The organism is Lactococcus sp. DD01 (genome assembly GCF_001578715.1).
Taxonomy (GTDB): Bacteria; Bacillota; Bacilli; order Lactobacillales; family Streptococcaceae; genus Lactococcus; species Lactococcus petauri.
This window is the reverse complement of sequence record NZ_KQ968939.1, coordinates 963658-977812: the sequence shown is the minus strand read 5'-3', so window position 1 is coordinate 977812 and position 14155 is coordinate 963658. Positions and strand designations below refer to the sequence as shown.

11 protein-coding genes, 1 tRNA gene, 1 other RNA gene and 2 pseudogenes are annotated in these 14155 nt (G+C 38.8%); 13 read left to right on the top strand and 2 right to left on the bottom strand.

Translation table 11 applies throughout. The features are described 5' to 3' along the window. Nucleotides 1-18: 18 nt before the first annotated feature. From LACDD01_RS04750 to LACDD01_RS04735, 4 genes and pseudogenes are all read left to right on the top strand, one after another. Nucleotides 19-408, top strand: a complete 390-nt coding sequence (locus LACDD01_RS04750) for a cell division regulator GpsB (protein ID WP_061413453.1) — start codon at nucleotides 19-21, stop codon at nucleotides 406-408. A 36-nt stretch (nucleotides 409-444) separates the two neighbouring features. Next, nucleotides 445-808, top strand: an RNA gene (gene rnpB, locus LACDD01_RS04745) — RNase P RNA component class B. Between the two features lie 57 nt (nucleotides 809-865). Further along, nucleotides 866-2023 carry a THUMP domain-containing class I SAM-dependent RNA methyltransferase gene (locus tag LACDD01_RS04740; RefSeq protein ID WP_061413451.1) on the top strand — a complete coding sequence of 386 codons (1158 nt, stop codon included), beginning with the start codon at nucleotides 866-868 and terminating at the stop codon, nucleotides 2021-2023. Between the two features lie 21 nt (nucleotides 2024-2044). Next, a pseudogene (locus tag LACDD01_RS04735) lies at nucleotides 2045-3888 on the top strand (cell division site-positioning protein MapZ family protein). Nucleotides 3889-3942: 54 nt separating this feature from the next. Here LACDD01_RS04735 and LACDD01_RS04730 read toward each other — a convergent pair. Then, nucleotides 3943-4686 carry a MurR/RpiR family transcriptional regulator gene (locus LACDD01_RS04730; RefSeq protein ID WP_061413449.1) on the bottom strand — a complete coding sequence of 248 codons (744 nt, stop codon included), beginning with the start codon at nucleotides 4684-4686 and terminating at the stop codon, nucleotides 3943-3945. Between the two features lie 139 nt (nucleotides 4687-4825). On the opposite strand from LACDD01_RS04730, the pseudogene gnd reads away from it, so the two are divergent. The 6 genes and pseudogenes from gnd to LACDD01_RS04705 all read left to right on the top strand — a co-directional run bounded on the left by gnd (nucleotide 4826) and on the right by LACDD01_RS04705 (nucleotide 11086). After that, a pseudogene (gene gnd, locus LACDD01_RS04725) lies at nucleotides 4826-5741 on the top strand (phosphogluconate dehydrogenase (NAD(+)-dependent, decarboxylating)). Between the two features lie 6 nt (nucleotides 5742-5747). After that, complete coding sequence (locus LACDD01_RS12310; protein ID WP_231863383.1) at nucleotides 5748-6059, top strand: PTS transporter subunit EIIB; 312 nt, start codon at nucleotides 5748-5750, stop codon at nucleotides 6057-6059. Nucleotides 6060-6091: 32 nt separating this feature from the next. Next, nucleotides 6092-7633, top strand: a complete 1542-nt coding sequence (locus tag LACDD01_RS04720; RefSeq protein ID WP_231863382.1) for a PTS beta-glucoside transporter subunit IIBCA — start codon at nucleotides 6092-6094, stop codon at nucleotides 7631-7633. Next, nucleotides 7623-9059 carry a 6-phospho-beta-glucosidase gene (ascB, locus tag LACDD01_RS04715; protein ID WP_061413447.1) on the top strand — a complete coding sequence of 479 codons (1437 nt, stop codon included), beginning with the start codon at nucleotides 7623-7625 and terminating at the stop codon, nucleotides 9057-9059. Before LACDD01_RS04720 ends, ascB begins: the two co-directional genes overlap by 11 nt. 44 nt (nucleotides 9060-9103) lie before the next feature. Further along, nucleotides 9104-10621: an FGGY family carbohydrate kinase gene (locus LACDD01_RS04710; RefSeq protein WP_061413445.1), complete on the top strand. Its 1518-nt coding sequence runs from the start codon at nucleotides 9104-9106 to the stop codon at nucleotides 10619-10621. A 72-nt stretch (nucleotides 10622-10693) separates the two neighbouring features. After that, a complete protein-coding gene (locus LACDD01_RS04705) occupies nucleotides 10694-11086 on the top strand; it encodes an arsenate reductase ArsC (protein WP_061413443.1) in 393 nt (130 codons plus the stop codon). Nucleotides 11087-11128: 42 nt separating this feature from the next. On the opposite strand, the gene LACDD01_RS04700 is transcribed toward LACDD01_RS04705, so the two are convergent. Beyond that, nucleotides 11129-12214 (bottom strand): M24 family metallopeptidase, encoded by a 1086-nt coding sequence (locus LACDD01_RS04700; protein WP_061413441.1) that lies wholly within the window; start codon nucleotides 12212-12214, stop codon nucleotides 11129-11131. Nucleotides 12215-12416: 202 nt separating this feature from the next. Between LACDD01_RS04700 and ccpA the strand changes: the two genes are divergently transcribed. The 3 genes from ccpA (at nucleotide 12417) to LACDD01_RS04685 (ending at nucleotide 14064) form a co-directional block, all read left to right on the top strand. Beyond that, a complete protein-coding gene (gene ccpA / locus LACDD01_RS04695; RefSeq protein ID WP_019293765.1) occupies nucleotides 12417-13412 on the top strand; it encodes a catabolite control protein A in 996 nt (331 codons plus the stop codon). Between the two features lie 206 nt (nucleotides 13413-13618). Beyond that, nucleotides 13619-13819, top strand: coding sequence for a cold-shock protein (locus LACDD01_RS04690; protein ID WP_003135419.1), 201 nt, complete (start codon nucleotides 13619-13621; stop codon nucleotides 13817-13819). A gap of 171 nt (nucleotides 13820-13990) precedes the next feature. Next, nucleotides 13991-14064: transfer RNA gene (locus tag LACDD01_RS04685), tRNA-Met, on the top strand. Nucleotides 14065-14155 lie beyond the last annotated feature (91 nt).

Genomic DNA, 14155 nt, shown 5'->3' with positions numbered 1-14155 from the left:
ATGATAAAAGAGGACGATATGGCAACATTTAAATTTACACCTAAAGATATCTATGAAGCTGACTTTGGAACAAAAATGCGTGGTTATGATAAAGAAGAAGTTGACGAGCTCCTCGATGACGTCATTCAAGATTACGAAGCTTTTCAAGCAGAATTATTGCGCTTGCAAGAAGAAAACGAGTTTTTGAAGAAAAAAATCGTAGAACTTGAATCTCAAGCAAGTCGTCCTAACCAAGCAAATTTGGAAGAAACACAACGTTTGGATAACATGAGCCGCGTGGTTTCAAGCCGAATCAATAAACCAAAAACAGAAATTGGTCAACCAAGTAATTTTGAGCTTCTTAAACGTATTAACCGTTTGGAACAAGCTGTTTTTGGTCCAGGAAGTACTTCAAGTGAAGAAGCATAAAGCTGACTTCATAATTTAATGAAAAAGAAAAAAACAGTTTTTGGATAACTGCGTGATACCTTTGGTATCATGAGGAAAGTCCATGCTCGCACGGGCTGCGATGCCCGTAGTGTTTGTGCTTGGTGAAACAATAAACCAAGGTAGGAGTGTCATGCCTAACGGCTGAAGAAAGTGCTAAGTCTTTTGATATGCATGAGTATTCTGTAAAAGTGCCAAAGAGACGAGGCTTGCTGGAAACGGTAAGATTGGAACGTGGTAAACCCCTCAAGCGAGCAACCCAAACTTATGGTCGGGGCACTTGACTAGCCGAATTGAAGGCGTGGTCGAGGGGGAAGGCTCTCTTCCCCAGACAGATGGTTATCGACGGTCGCAGGACCTGAACAAAACATGGCTTATAGAAAACTGTATGACACGCTGGGCTAGTCCCAGCTTTTTTTAGAAAGAAACAAAGGAACAAATGAAAAATAATTTTAAGCTGATAGCGACTGCTGCAGCAGGTCTTGAGAGTTTAGTGGCTCGTGAATTACGCAATATGGAAGTCGAAAATGTTACGATTGACGATCGTTCTCGTGTTTTTTTTACAGGAGATACAAGAACGATTGCTCAAGCAAATACTTGGCTTCGTACAGCAGATCGTGTAAAGATTATTGTGGGTGAATTTAAGGCACGTACTTTTGATGAACTCTTTGAAAATGTATATGCGCTTGATTGGGAAGATTATATTCCTTTTGGTTCAGCCTTTCCTGTAAGTAAAGCGAAGTCTGTGAAATCAACTTTACATAATGAGCCAAGTGTTCAAGGGATTACTAAAAAAGCTATTGTGAAGAAATTGCAAAAAGCCTATCATCGTCCAGAGGGCGTACCTATACCAGAAAATGGTGCAGGCTTTTCCATCGAGATTGCGATTCATAAAGATAATGCGACGGTAATGATTGATACCACCGGCGATTCACTCTTTAAACGAGGTTATCGTGTTGAAAAAGGTGATGCACCATTAAAGGAAAACATGGCAGCAGCGATTATTATGTTGACAAACTGGCTGGCAAATCCAAAACGTATGTTTGTTGACCCTACATGTGGTTCAGGAACATTTACGATTGAAGCTGCGATGTTGGCACTTAATATGGCACCCGGTCTTAATCGCAAGTTTGCCTGTGAAGCATGGTCATGGATGAAGCCAGATGTTTTTGAAGAAGTACGCCAAGCAGCAAAACAAGCTATACGTAAAGATTTAGAGCTTGATATTCAAGGTTTCGATATCGATGGTCGAATGATTGAAATTGCAAAAGGAAATGCACTTGCAGCTGGACTTGACCATGTGATAAAATATAAACAGATGCGTCTGCAAGATTTTCATACAGATGCCCTTGATGGGGTTATTGTATCGAACCCGCCATACGGAGAACGTTTGGGAGATGAAGATTCAGTTGCAGGGCTCTATAAAGAGATGGGTGCAACTTTTGCGCCCCTCGAAACTTGGAGCAAATATATTCTGACAAGTGATATTGCTTTTGAAACACATTACGGAGCTAAAGCAACGAAAAAGCGTAAGCTCTATAACGGAACATTGCGTACAGACTTGTATCAATATTTTGGAAAAAGAATAAAAAAATAAGCAAATGCTATGGAGATCTAAATGACAGAAGAAAAAGATAAAGATATCAAAAATTCTGGCGAAAAAGTCTTAAAACTGGGCGATGTCTCAGATTTCACTGTAGGCGAAATTGTAAAAAAAGCGCAAAGGGTAGATAAAGAAAATAGTGAAAGCGAAAGCGTACTTGACAAATACATTCGTCAACATCGTGGAGAGATTGAAGCTGTTAAAAATCAAGCCTTAGAAAAATATATCCAAACTGAGCGTAAGAAAATGGATCAAGAAGAAACTGTTGATCCTAATGAAGAAGTGATTGTGGCTAAAGAAGAAGCTGAAGAAAAGTTAGCTGAGGCGTCAGAGACACAAGATTCAGAAACTGGCACTCAAGAAGCAGAAACAGTTACTCTATCTAAGGAACCAAACTTCAAAGAAAAAATAAGTCAGAGTTTGATGAAGTGGAAATTGCTGATGATGTACCTCCTGTTGTTCCTGCACCGGTAGAACTTGTCGATAAGGAAAGTGCAGCTGAACAAGCGGAAGAAACAGAAAGTACAGCACAAGATTTCCCAGAGCTTTCCAATCAAGTTCCTGACTCAAAAGAAGAAGTTGCGGAAACAAGCCCTACAGAAGAGTCAGTTTCGACTGCTGACGAGGAGCTGGAAAACTCAATAGAAGCAAATGAAAATGTACAAGATGAGGAAAAAGAAAGTGCACCTATCGAAGAGGCACAGCTTTCACAAGAAGAAGTTGTTGTGCCTCTAGAAAAAGCACCGGTTGCCGGTGAAACTGTGCCAACACCCTTACCTGTTACACCCGTAGTTAAGTCGGAAGCTTCTGCGCAAGAAGAGCAATCAGAGAAAAAGAAAAATAAGAAACCTTTGATTATTGGACTTTGTGCATTGGTCCTTTTGGCTGCAGGAGGTGCTGGTTATGCACTCTATAATCATAATAATAATGAAAAAGCAGTCAATCAAGCAGCTGTGGAAAACAAAGCTAACTTAAATGCTTTTAATAAAGCTTACGATGAATTTTTTACTGACTCAGATCATCAAGTACTGAAGAATTCTAATTTTGATCAATTGTCAGCTTTGAAAAATAAGCTCAAAACTTTAAAAGGAAGCGATTTTGATACCGCAGAAACAAAGGTAAATGCGCTTGAAGCACAAATAAAAGCAGTTGAAAAAGTTAACGCTCTCTTTAATAAATCAGCTATTGTAGATGGTGAACTTAATAAGGAAGCTCAAGTAAAAGAGGCAGTAAGTATACCAGCGGTTCCAAAGACTGAAAATGAGAAACTGAATAAAGTACTGGCTCAAGCAATTAACTTAGCAAAAACACAGCAATCAGAGGCTAAAGCTAAAGAAGAGCAAGCAGCGACGGCTACGCAAAATAATGCAGCTACTCAACCTGGAAATCAAACCTCAGATCAAACTGCAGGAACATCAGCTTCTACTGATACATCAAATGGAACAACAGGAGCCACAACACAACAACAAACAGATAAAAATGCAGCACAAGGTGGAGCTTCATCTGCCACAGCCGTAGCGGCTGATGGTGCCCAAAATCCGACAGGTGCTACGCCAGATAATTCCAATGCGCGTGTTCAACCCCAAGCTAATCTTAATCCTCAAGATCCAGCTTTCACTTGGAATCCTGGAATCAGAGATAAAGTATTGAATATTGCGCGTCAGCGTGGTTATATCTCAGGTAATGATTTTATTCTTTTACCAGTCGCTATTCATACAATGACTTCCGGTTTCATGGCTGGTCAAGTTGCAGGTTATTTCAACTTGTATCGTCCAGACGGCAGTTACCTATTAACAATAAATAATAAAACGGGATATTTCTTCGGAAATGGTAAAGGTTTACCTACCGACTTTGGATAAAATAAAAACTTCTTTGTGGATAACAAAGAAGTTTTTTTATATCTAAAATTATATCTATTGCTTTTCAAGATTTTGCACAATTCTGGATAGAATTAAATCAATAACTGCGACCTGAAAAGTTCGAGGGGTAACATCATAGTTGTGGTAGCTAGCAGTCGAAGTATTAGTAGAGATATTTATTTTGCTTAAACGCCCTAGATGACTACTTTTAGCATTTGTTAGCGAAAGAACTGTGGCACCAGTATGATTGGCTTTTTGCGCAGAACTCGTCAGCCGTTTCGTCTGTCCTGATATGGAGACGTAAATAACCAGACTATGGCGATTAAGAATATTAGGCAATAAATCTAGGAGGGTATCATCCGAAACATGAACGGCAGCATAGTCAAATTGATTTAACTTATGGCTGAAGTAAGCAGCAAGAGATTTAGAAGCTTCAACCCCGGCGATATAAATGGTTTTCGATTTAGATATTTCTTGCGCAAATAACCGCACTTTGTCTGTGGTAATATCTGTGGATAAAAAATTGCAAAAGTTTGTAAGCTCCTCTAAAAAGGAAATCTCGTATTTATTACTTGTCAAACTGAGCAGTTTCTGTGTTTCAAATTTAAACTCCGAAAATCCTGAAAATCCTAATTTTTGGCAAAGTCGTATGATTGAAGTTCCTGAAGAATGGAGCTCTAGTGCAAGTTGTGTTAGATTATTATCTAAAAGCTCTGGCTGGCTATCCAGCTTTAACAATATGGATTGTTCTGTGTTGGAGAGCTGTGTACTCTGATAATTGTCAATAAATATTCCCATAAAATTATTATAACATGATTGTGGAGAATTCTCCGTTTTTTGGAGAAAGCGTTTACTTTTTCCGTGTTATAATATTTAAGAAGTAAGGAAGATAAATATAATGTTTTTCTTATAATATCCATATCAAATAGGAGAGAATATGAATTTTGGACTTATCGGGCTTGGTAAAATGGGACTTAACCTTGTAAAAAATGCAGTTGATAAGGGTATGAAAGTGACTGTCTTAGACAACGACGAAACACAAATCAGAAAAGCAGAACTATATTCTGAGCAAGTGATAAGCTGCTCTACTTTAGAAGAATTCATTGAAGTCATACCACAGCCACGTGTCATTTGGCTGATGTTGCCTGCAGGAAACATAACAAATAGTGTTGTTGAAGAGTTGACCCAAAAGTTATCCGCTGGAGACATCCTTATTGATGGAGGAAATTCATATTATAAAGATAATCTCCAACAAAATGAAAAGCTAAAAGCTAAGAAAATTGATTTCTTTGATGTTGGTACTTCAGGGGGAATGGCTGGTGCACGTTCGGGGGGAAACTTTATGATTGGTGGTGATAGCAAAAAATCTTGGGAAAAATTGGAACCCCCTCTTTCAAAAATTGGCCCAAAAAGATGGCTATCTTTATACAGGTCCGCTTGGAAGTGGCCATTATCTTAAAATGATTCATAATGGCATTGAGTATGGCATGATGCAAGCTATTGCAGAAGGCTTTGAGATTTTAGAAGCTTCTGCCTTTGAATACGACTATGAAGCAGTAGCCAAATTATGGAATCATGGGTCAGTTATTCGTTCGTGGCTTATGGAGCTTGCGGAAGAACAATTTGCAAAGGATGCAAAATTAGATCAAATTATAGGGCGAGTCCAAGCCTCGGGAGAAGGAAAGTGGACAGTCGAAGAGAGTCTAGACTTAGAAGTTCCTGCACCTGTAATTGCCATGTCTTTAATGATGCGTAATCGTTCCTTACAGGAAGATAGCATGAGTGGAAAAGTAGTCGCAGCCCTCAGGAATGGTTTTGGTGGACATGCTGTGGAAAATAAAACTAAGGAGTAAGAGAAAATGGCGCAAGATTTTAATATAATGGCGGAGACTATTCTGCAAGCAATAGGTGGAGTCGAAAATGTTGAAAATTTAACACATTGTATGACACGACTACGTTTTATCTTAAAAGACGAAAGCAAAGCAGATGATGATAAAGTAAAAAACATCAATGGGGTAATGGGGCTTGTCAAGCAAGGTGGGCAATACCAAATTATTGTTGGGAACAATGTAGCCGCAGCTTACGCAGCTATCTTAAAAAAAGGTGTTGCTGGCGGTGCTGTGACGAACGAGTCAGGTAAACCGAAAGAAAAATTAACCTTGAAAAAATAGGAACAAACATCCTTGATGCCATTATTGGAACTATGTCTCCTTTGATACCAGCTATTATTGGCGGTTCAATGATTAAGTTGCTCGCGATGCTTTTGGAAATGACGGGGCTTCTAAGTATTGATGGTTCAACCTATAACATCTTGAATACCATTGGGGATGCTTCATTTTTCTTTTTACCACTATTAGTCGCTGTTTCTGCTTCTAAAAAATTTGGCTCAAACACTTACTTAGCGATGGCTATCGCTGGTCTAATGGTACATCCGGTCTTTATGGAATGGATGGCAAAGGCTGCTGAGGGTACTACTGTAACTTTTGCGATGATCCCGATGACATCTGTAAAGTATACTTATACTATTATTCCCGCTATCGTGATGACATGGCTCCTTAAATATATTGAAAATTATGTTGATAAAATCACGCCTGTGGTAACGAAAAACTTTTTGAAGCCAATGCTTATTCTACTTGTAGCAGCACCAATCGCTATACTTTTAGTAGGTCCAGCAGGAGTTTGGTTAGGGACAGCTATTTCTAATGGTGTGTTCTTTATTCATGATAAACTAGGGTGGTTAGCAGTAGCAATTGTTGGCGCACTGTGGCCGTTGCTTGTCATGACAGGAATTCACCGCGTCTTCACTCCGACAATTGTACAGACTATTGCGGATACAGGTGTTGAGGGAATGGTTATGCCATCAGAAATTGGTGCCAACCTCTCATTAGGCGGTGTTTCTCTAGCAGTTGCTTTGAAAACAAAAAATAGAGAATTACGGCAAACAGCTTTAGCCGCAGCATCTTCAGCTATCATTGCAGGGATTACTGAGCCCGCACTTTATGGTGTAGCTGTACGTTTGAAACGACCGATGATTGCCTCAGTGATTACAGGTTTTGTTGCCGGAGCTGTAGCTGGAATGGCAGGACTTGCCAGCCACTCAATGGCCGCTCCTGGTTTGTTTACGAGTGTTCAATTTATTGACCGTGATAATCCAATGACCATTGCTTGGGTAGCTATCGTGATGATTCTCTCCATTGTATTGTCATTTGTCTTAACCTTGGTTATCGGGTTTGAGGATTTGCCTGTGGAAGAAGAAAACTTAGAAGAAATCCATCGTGATCAAGTTGCTCAGACTATAAGTATTAAATCTCCAGTTTCTGGAAAAGTTAAAAAACTTTCAGAAGTTGCAGATGAGGTCTTTTCAAAAGAAGTATTGGGTAAAGGCTTTGCGGTTGTATCAAGTAATGGACAAATTGTTTCACCAATCACAGGGACGGTTACAGCTGTTTTTCCAACAAAACATGCCATTGGAATTACCAGTGATAAAGGATTAGAAGTTTTGGTCCATATTGGTATCGATACAGTAACTTTAGAAGGCAAAGGTTTTACTTCAAACATCAAAATGGGCGATAAAATTTACCAAGGAACTCCAATAGTAGAAGTTGATTTAGCACTGATTGAAGCAGCAGGACTTGCCACAGATACGATAGTTGTTGTGACAAATTCTGCAGAATATGCGAATTTTACGCTTTTAGAAAAGGATGAAGTCAGTGAGGGAGAGGTAATTTTAGACGTTGAAAAATAAAAAAGAAGCAGGAAAATTTCCTAAAGATTTTCTTTGGGGTGGAGCCATTGCGGCCAACCAAGCTGAAGGAGCATGGTTAGAAGGGGGGAGAGGAGCCAGTAATATTGATATGCTGCCTTTAGGTGAAAAACGCTTGCCCGTTAAATTAGGTGAAATTTCTCATCCAATCTTAGAGGAATCAGAATTTTACCCCAGTCATCAAGGCATTGATTTTTATCACCGCTATAAACAAGATATAGCACTGCTCGCAGAAATGGGATTAAAAATATTCCGCACATCAATCTCTTGGTCTCGTCTTTTTCCCAATGGTGATGAAAGTGAGCCTAACAAAGAGGGGATAGCCTACTATCGTCAAATGTTTGCAGAGTGTAAAAAGTATGACATGGAACTTTTGGTAACCTTAGGACATTTTGACGTTCCGATGGGATTAGTTGAAAAATATGGCTCTTGGCGCGACCGTAAAATGATTAGCTTTTTCGAAAGATACGCTCGGACATGTTTTGATGAATTTGGAGACGATGTAAAGTACTGGATTACTTTTAATGAAATAAATATCATTCTACATAGTCCCTTTTCAGGAGCAGGATTGGCCTTCCAAACAGGTGAAAATAAAGCGCAAGTAATCTATCAGGCTGCCCATCATATGCTCCTTGCAAGTAGTTTGGCTGTGAAAGCTGCACATAAATTGGATAAGGATTTACAAATCGGCTGTATGATTGCTGGAGGTGCTTTTTATCCCTATTCCTGTAAACCTGAGGATGTCTGGCAAGCCTTGCAAGATGAACAGATGAATACATTTTTTACGGATATTCAAGCTCGAGGGTATTATCCTTCTTACACACAAAGGATTTTCCGCGAAAAAAATATCGAGTTAAAGATGGAAGTTGGTGACGAAGACATCTTGAAGCACACTGTGGACTTCGTTTCTTTTAGTTACTACGCTTCGCGTTGTTCAGTTGCAAGTTTTGATGATTTAGAAGTTAATGCAGGAAATGTGGTCAAGTCGGTGAAAAATCCATATCTAAAAACAAGCCAGTGGGGGTGGGCTGTTGATCCACTTGGGTTAAGGATTACCATGAATCAAATTTATGATCGCTATCAAAAACCTATTTTTATAGTTGAAAATGGATTGGGAGCGTCGGATAAGATTGTTGATGGAAAAATCAATGATGATTACCGTATTGCGTATTTAAAAGAGCATATCAAAGCGATGGCAGACGGTATTTCCGATGGAATACCCTTGATGGGTTATATCGTTTGGGGAGTCATTGACTTGGTTGCAGCTTCCACAGGCGAGATGAGTAAAAGATATGGTATGATTTATGTGGATAGAAAAAATGATGGATCAGGCTCGCTTGCACGGATGAAGAAAAAATCGTTTGATTGGTATAAGTCTGTTATTGCATCAAATGGAAATGATTTATAAAATAAAAAGGCAATGGAGACTTGCCTTTTTTTGAAAGGAAACACATGGATTATTTAATAGGTATAGATTTAGGTACCACTGCGACAAAAGCAGTTCTCTTTGATCAATCAGGGATTCAGATCGCCACAAGTTCTCAGTCTTACCCACTTTATCGTGATGCCCAAGGAATGGCGGAAGAAGATTTAGAGGAGATATTTACTGCGATGATAAGTGTTGTTGAAAAAATAACACGCCAAATAAAAACAGGAGATTCTATTTTAGCATGTTCTTTCAGCACCCAAATGCATGCCTTGATTGCCTTTGATCAGGAATGGCAGCCTTTAACGCGTGTCTTAACTTGGGCAGATACTAGAGCTGAAAAATACAGTAACGATTTAAAAAGTGAAGATACTTCAAATGTTATATATCATAAAACAGGAACACCTTTACATCCGATGTCGCCTCTTGCCAAATTATTATGGCTCAAGAATGAAAGAAAAGAGATTTTCAAAAATGCAGCGCATTTTATGGATCTCAAAGGCGCAATCTTTCAACGCATTTTCCAAAGTAATACGATGGATCTATCAGTTGCTACAGGTACAGGTTTTTTTAACAATCAGAAAATGACCTGGGACGATGATATTTTAGACCTGTTAGGTATTTCAAAAACAAAACTTCCTAAAATCGTATCACCTTATGCAATCGTATCACCTTATGCAATAGAGAAAGGTTTACCAGAAAAATGGATACGAAAGATGGGGCTTTCACCAGATACCGTTTTTGTATATGGCGCTGGCGATGGTCCTATGTCAAACTTAGGTGTTGGGGCAATTAAAAAAGGTGAATTGGCAATTACAGTAGGTACTTCAGGCGCCCTTCGCATGGTAAGTGATGTACCTCAGCTAGATGAAGCAGCGAGAACTTTTAGTTACGCACTTGATGAAGACCATTGGGTAAATGGTGGAGCGGTAAATTCTGGAGGCGATGTTTTTCGGTGGTTAAAAGATAACATACTTGAGAAGTCTTATGACTTTGCAGCGATTACTGATTTAGCAAGAGGTGTGTCTCCAGGTTCGGATGGATTAATCTTTCATCCTTATCTAGGTGGAGAACGAGCACCATTGTGGAATGCAGCAGCTAGGGCTTCTTTTTTTGGACTTAGCTATCGTCATACAACAAGTCACATGGCGCGTGCAGTTCTTGAGGGCATTTCCTTTAACTTGCGTATGTTAGAGGAGACACTCACAGAAAATTCAGCATGTCCTACAAGTATCAAAGTTACGGGAGGTTTTTCTCAGTCGGAGCTTTGGTTGCAAATTCTTGCGGACATTTTTGAGTTACCAATAACGGTTCAAAAAGACCATGAGGCGGGATGCTTTGCAGCACAAATCATGGCTCAAAAAGCTTTGGGGAGGATTGATAGTATTGAAGGTGTTGCTAGTGGAACGATAGAAACAGTTTACAAGCCTCAGCCAGAAAATTTTAAATACTACCGCGCTTTATACCCTCTCTTCAAAAATTTAACAGAAGAGTTTGCGAAAAGCTATGCCGAAATAGCTAAATACCAGCAAGAATTTTCATAAGCTCCGTACAGTTTGAACTAAGACCATTGAAAAATAATATATAATATGTAAAAATAGTTGAGGAGAGTTACTATGCTCAAAATCGCATTTATCTGTGTGCATAATTCTTGCCGTTCACAAATTGCAGAAGCTTTGGGGAAAAAATTAGCTGGGGATAAGTTTGAGTTTTACTCTGCGGGTACTGAGATAAAGCCACAAATTAATCAAGATGCTGTCCGTTTGATGAAAGAAATCTATGACATAGATATGGAAAAAACACAAAGTTCAAAGCTCTTACAGGATATTCCACCTGTGGATATTGTGATTACGATGGGATGTAACGTTGACTGTCCTTATCTTCCTTGTCAATATAGGGAAGACTGGGGCTTAGAAGATCCAACAGGTCAAAGTGATGCAGTCTTTAAGGATATCATCCAGCAAATTGAAACGAAAGTACTTGCTTTAAGAAAACGAGACTTTGGTTAATAAAAAAAGCACTGATTCAGTGCTTTTTCATTTTCGATGACTTTAGAAAATCATCAATTCTTTATTTGTTTTAGTTAAAGGCTCACATCCTGTTTCAGTAACATAGAGACAGTCCTCGATACGTACGCCAACTTTACCTGGGATATAAATTCCTGGTTCATCAGAGAAGCACATGCCTTCTTCGATGATGATGTCCTCAGAACCACCAATAGATGGGAATTCATGGACATCCATACCGATACCGTGTCCAAGGCGGTGGACAAAGTATTCGCCATAACCAGCTTTAGTAATCACATCGCGGGCTACTTTATCAATCTCAAGTGCAGATACACCAGGTTTTACGAAGTCCATAGCAGCCATTTGTGCTTCAAGTACGATTTTGTGGATATCTGCATCAAAATTAGAAGGTTTACCGATTGAGATAGTACGTGTAGCATCAGAAGCGTAGCCATTTTTCATAACACCGAGGTCAAAGAGCAAGAGTTTATTATCTTGAATTTTGACATCTTCTGGCATACCGTGAGGATTAGCTGCACGAGCGCCTGAGAGTACGATTGTTTCAAAACTCATTTGAGGTACGCCCATACGCTTCATTTCGTATTCGATTTTTGCAACAACATCTGTTTCTGTACGATCTGAATTTGCATATTCAAAACCAATTTCGAAACATTTATCTGCGTAATCCCCAGAAATTTTCATTTTTTCGATTTCATCGGCAGATTTGATCAAACGCATACGTTCTACCAATGGTGTCAAGTTGACAAATTCAACACCAGAAAATTGAGATTTGAGCCCTTCAGTTTTTGACAAAGGGATGTCAGAAAATTCGACTGCAATTTTTTGGATATTTTTTGATCCCAAATGTTCTTTTACAACAGCCCACGGATTTTGTGAATCTTCATAGCCAAAAATATCAAAGCCAGTAGTGTTTTCTTTGGCTTTTTCTACCTCCAAAGCTGGAGTGAAGAGAGATGGCGCTTTATCCGGGAAAACCATCAAACCAGCAATACGTTCATGCGGGTCAATGGCAAGACCTGTTAAATAATTCAAGGTCGTAGGATTGGTGATGAAAGTCATGTCGACTTCATTTTCGTTCAGAAAATTAGAGATACGTTCGAGTTTGCTCATAGTATCCACCTTTCTATAATTATTATCTCTATTGTACGCTAAATTCTGAAAAAAATCATGTGCGACAATATCTACAATATACTACCAAAAATTATTGAAACGGTTTTCAAAAAGTGATATAATTAAATTTGGAAAAACTTTTCATAAATATTAAAAGATATAAAAAACAGACAAAGATTATTATAATTGAGGTTTAAAAAGAATGGAAGAATCAACAACAACAATTTATGACGTTGCTCGAGTTGCGGGCGTGTCAATGGCTACCGTAAGTCGTGTAGTCAATGGTAACGCCAACGTCAAAGAGAAAACACGTCAAAAAGTCCTTGATGCAATTGAAGAATTGGACTACCGTCCAAATGCGGTTGCACGTGGATTGGCAAGCAAACGTACAACGACAGTTGGGGTTGTTCTCCCAACAATCACGTCGCCATATTTTGCTGAAATCGCTCGAGGCATTGATGATATTGCTTCAATGTACAAGTATAATGTCATTCTCGCAAATAGTGATGGTGATGAAGAAAAAGAACTTAAAGTTATTGAAAGTCTCTTTTCTAAGCAAGTTGATGGTATTGTTTATATGGGCAGCTTCATGACAGAAAAAGTTCGTAAACAGCTTAAATCAACCCGTACACCGATTGTTCTTGCTGGAATGATTGATGTTGACAAACAAATGTCATCTGTAAATATCGATTATCATCTTGCAGCACACCAAACAACTGCTGAACTGGCAAAAAACAATAAACGTATTGCTTTTGTGTCAGGTTCTTTAGAAGAAGTTGAAAATACAGAACGTATGGTTGGTTATCAAGAAGCTTTGAATGAAGCTGGCATTGATTTTGACGAGTCACTTGTGTTTGAAGGTAATTACACTTTTGAAAATGGACAAGCTTTAGCAGAACAAATGCTTGCCAAGAAAATTAATGCTGCCATCGTGTCTTATGATACTGTAGCAGTTGGCTTACTCAATGCTTTGCTCTCAAAAGGTATCAAAGTACCTGAAGATTTCGAAATTATCGCAGGTTCAAACAGCCCGATTACAGCATACACTTACCCAGGTTTGACTTCTGTCAATCAACCGCTTTATGACTTGGGTGCAGTTTCAATGCGTTTGTTGACAAAACTTATGCACAAGGAAGAAGTTGAGGAAAACCAATTGATCCTCGCTCATCAAATCATTAATCGTGGTTCGACAAAATAAAAAGAAAAAGATACAGTGACGTATCTTTTTTTTTATAAGCTCCAAGATTGAGGGATAGCACGACTTTACGCATGGTGAGGAGAAGCCATTTGACTTTCTGGACAAAGCATGATACTATTAAGAGGTAAATTTAGTCTAAGTTATATATTTTTAATGTTTTCTTTCACATAATGATTTACAAATATGACGAAAGGAAAATATATACTATGACAAAAGGAACTGTAAAATGGTTTAACGACTCTAAAGGTTTTGGTTTCATCACTGCTGAAGATGGTACTGATGTGTTTGCACACTTCACTCAAATTCAAAGCGATGGCTTCCGTAAACTTGAAGAAGGCGAAAAAGTTACATTTGATATTGAACAAGGTCAACGTGGCCCTCAAGCATCAAACATTACTAAAGCATAATGATAAGGCACTCTTGGGAGTGCTTTTTTTATTTTAAAGTGCAAGATTAGGACTTTAGCTAAAAGTGTGTTACAATAGGCGTACCATTTGGATACATCCATAATGGAAGATCTCGTCCACTCAGTTATAGCGTGACTTTGGGATAGTTCAAATTTCTTCCATTTTTATTAGCGCGGGATGGAGCAGCTAGGTAGCTCGTCGGGCTCATAACCCGAAGGTCGTAGGTTCAAATCCTGCTCCCGCAATTGAGATATAGATTCCTGTTTTTCAGGAATTTTTTATTTAGTTCAATTGAAAAAATATCTTCAGTGACGTTCAGGATTATGTTTGGTACGC

Coding starts and splice junctions, on each gene's coding strand:
- LACDD01_RS04720 (WP_231863382.1), top strand. CDS start 6,092: ATGTCTCCTTTGATACCAGCTATTATTGGCGGTTCAATGATTAAGTTG.
- LACDD01_RS12310 (WP_231863383.1), top strand. CDS start 5,748: ATGGCGCAAGATTTTAATATAATGGCGGAGACTATTCTGCAAGCAATA.
- LACDD01_RS04730 (WP_061413449.1), bottom strand. CDS start 4,686: ATGGGAATATTTATTGACAATTATCAGAGTACACAGCTCTCCAACACA.
- ccpA (WP_019293765.1), top strand. CDS start 12,417: ATGGAAGAATCAACAACAACAATTTATGACGTTGCTCGAGTTGCGGGC.
- LACDD01_RS04740 (WP_061413451.1), top strand. CDS start 866: ATGAAAAATAATTTTAAGCTGATAGCGACTGCTGCAGCAGGTCTTGAG.
- LACDD01_RS04690 (WP_003135419.1), top strand. CDS start 13,619: ATGACAAAAGGAACTGTAAAATGGTTTAACGACTCTAAAGGTTTTGGT.
- LACDD01_RS04700 (WP_061413441.1), bottom strand. CDS start 12,214: ATGAGCAAACTCGAACGTATCTCTAATTTTCTGAACGAAAATGAAGTC.
- LACDD01_RS04750 (WP_061413453.1), top strand. CDS start 19: ATGGCAACATTTAAATTTACACCTAAAGATATCTATGAAGCTGACTTT.
- LACDD01_RS04710 (WP_061413445.1), top strand. CDS start 9,104: ATGGATTATTTAATAGGTATAGATTTAGGTACCACTGCGACAAAAGCA.
- LACDD01_RS04705 (WP_061413443.1), top strand. CDS start 10,694: ATGCTCAAAATCGCATTTATCTGTGTGCATAATTCTTGCCGTTCACAA.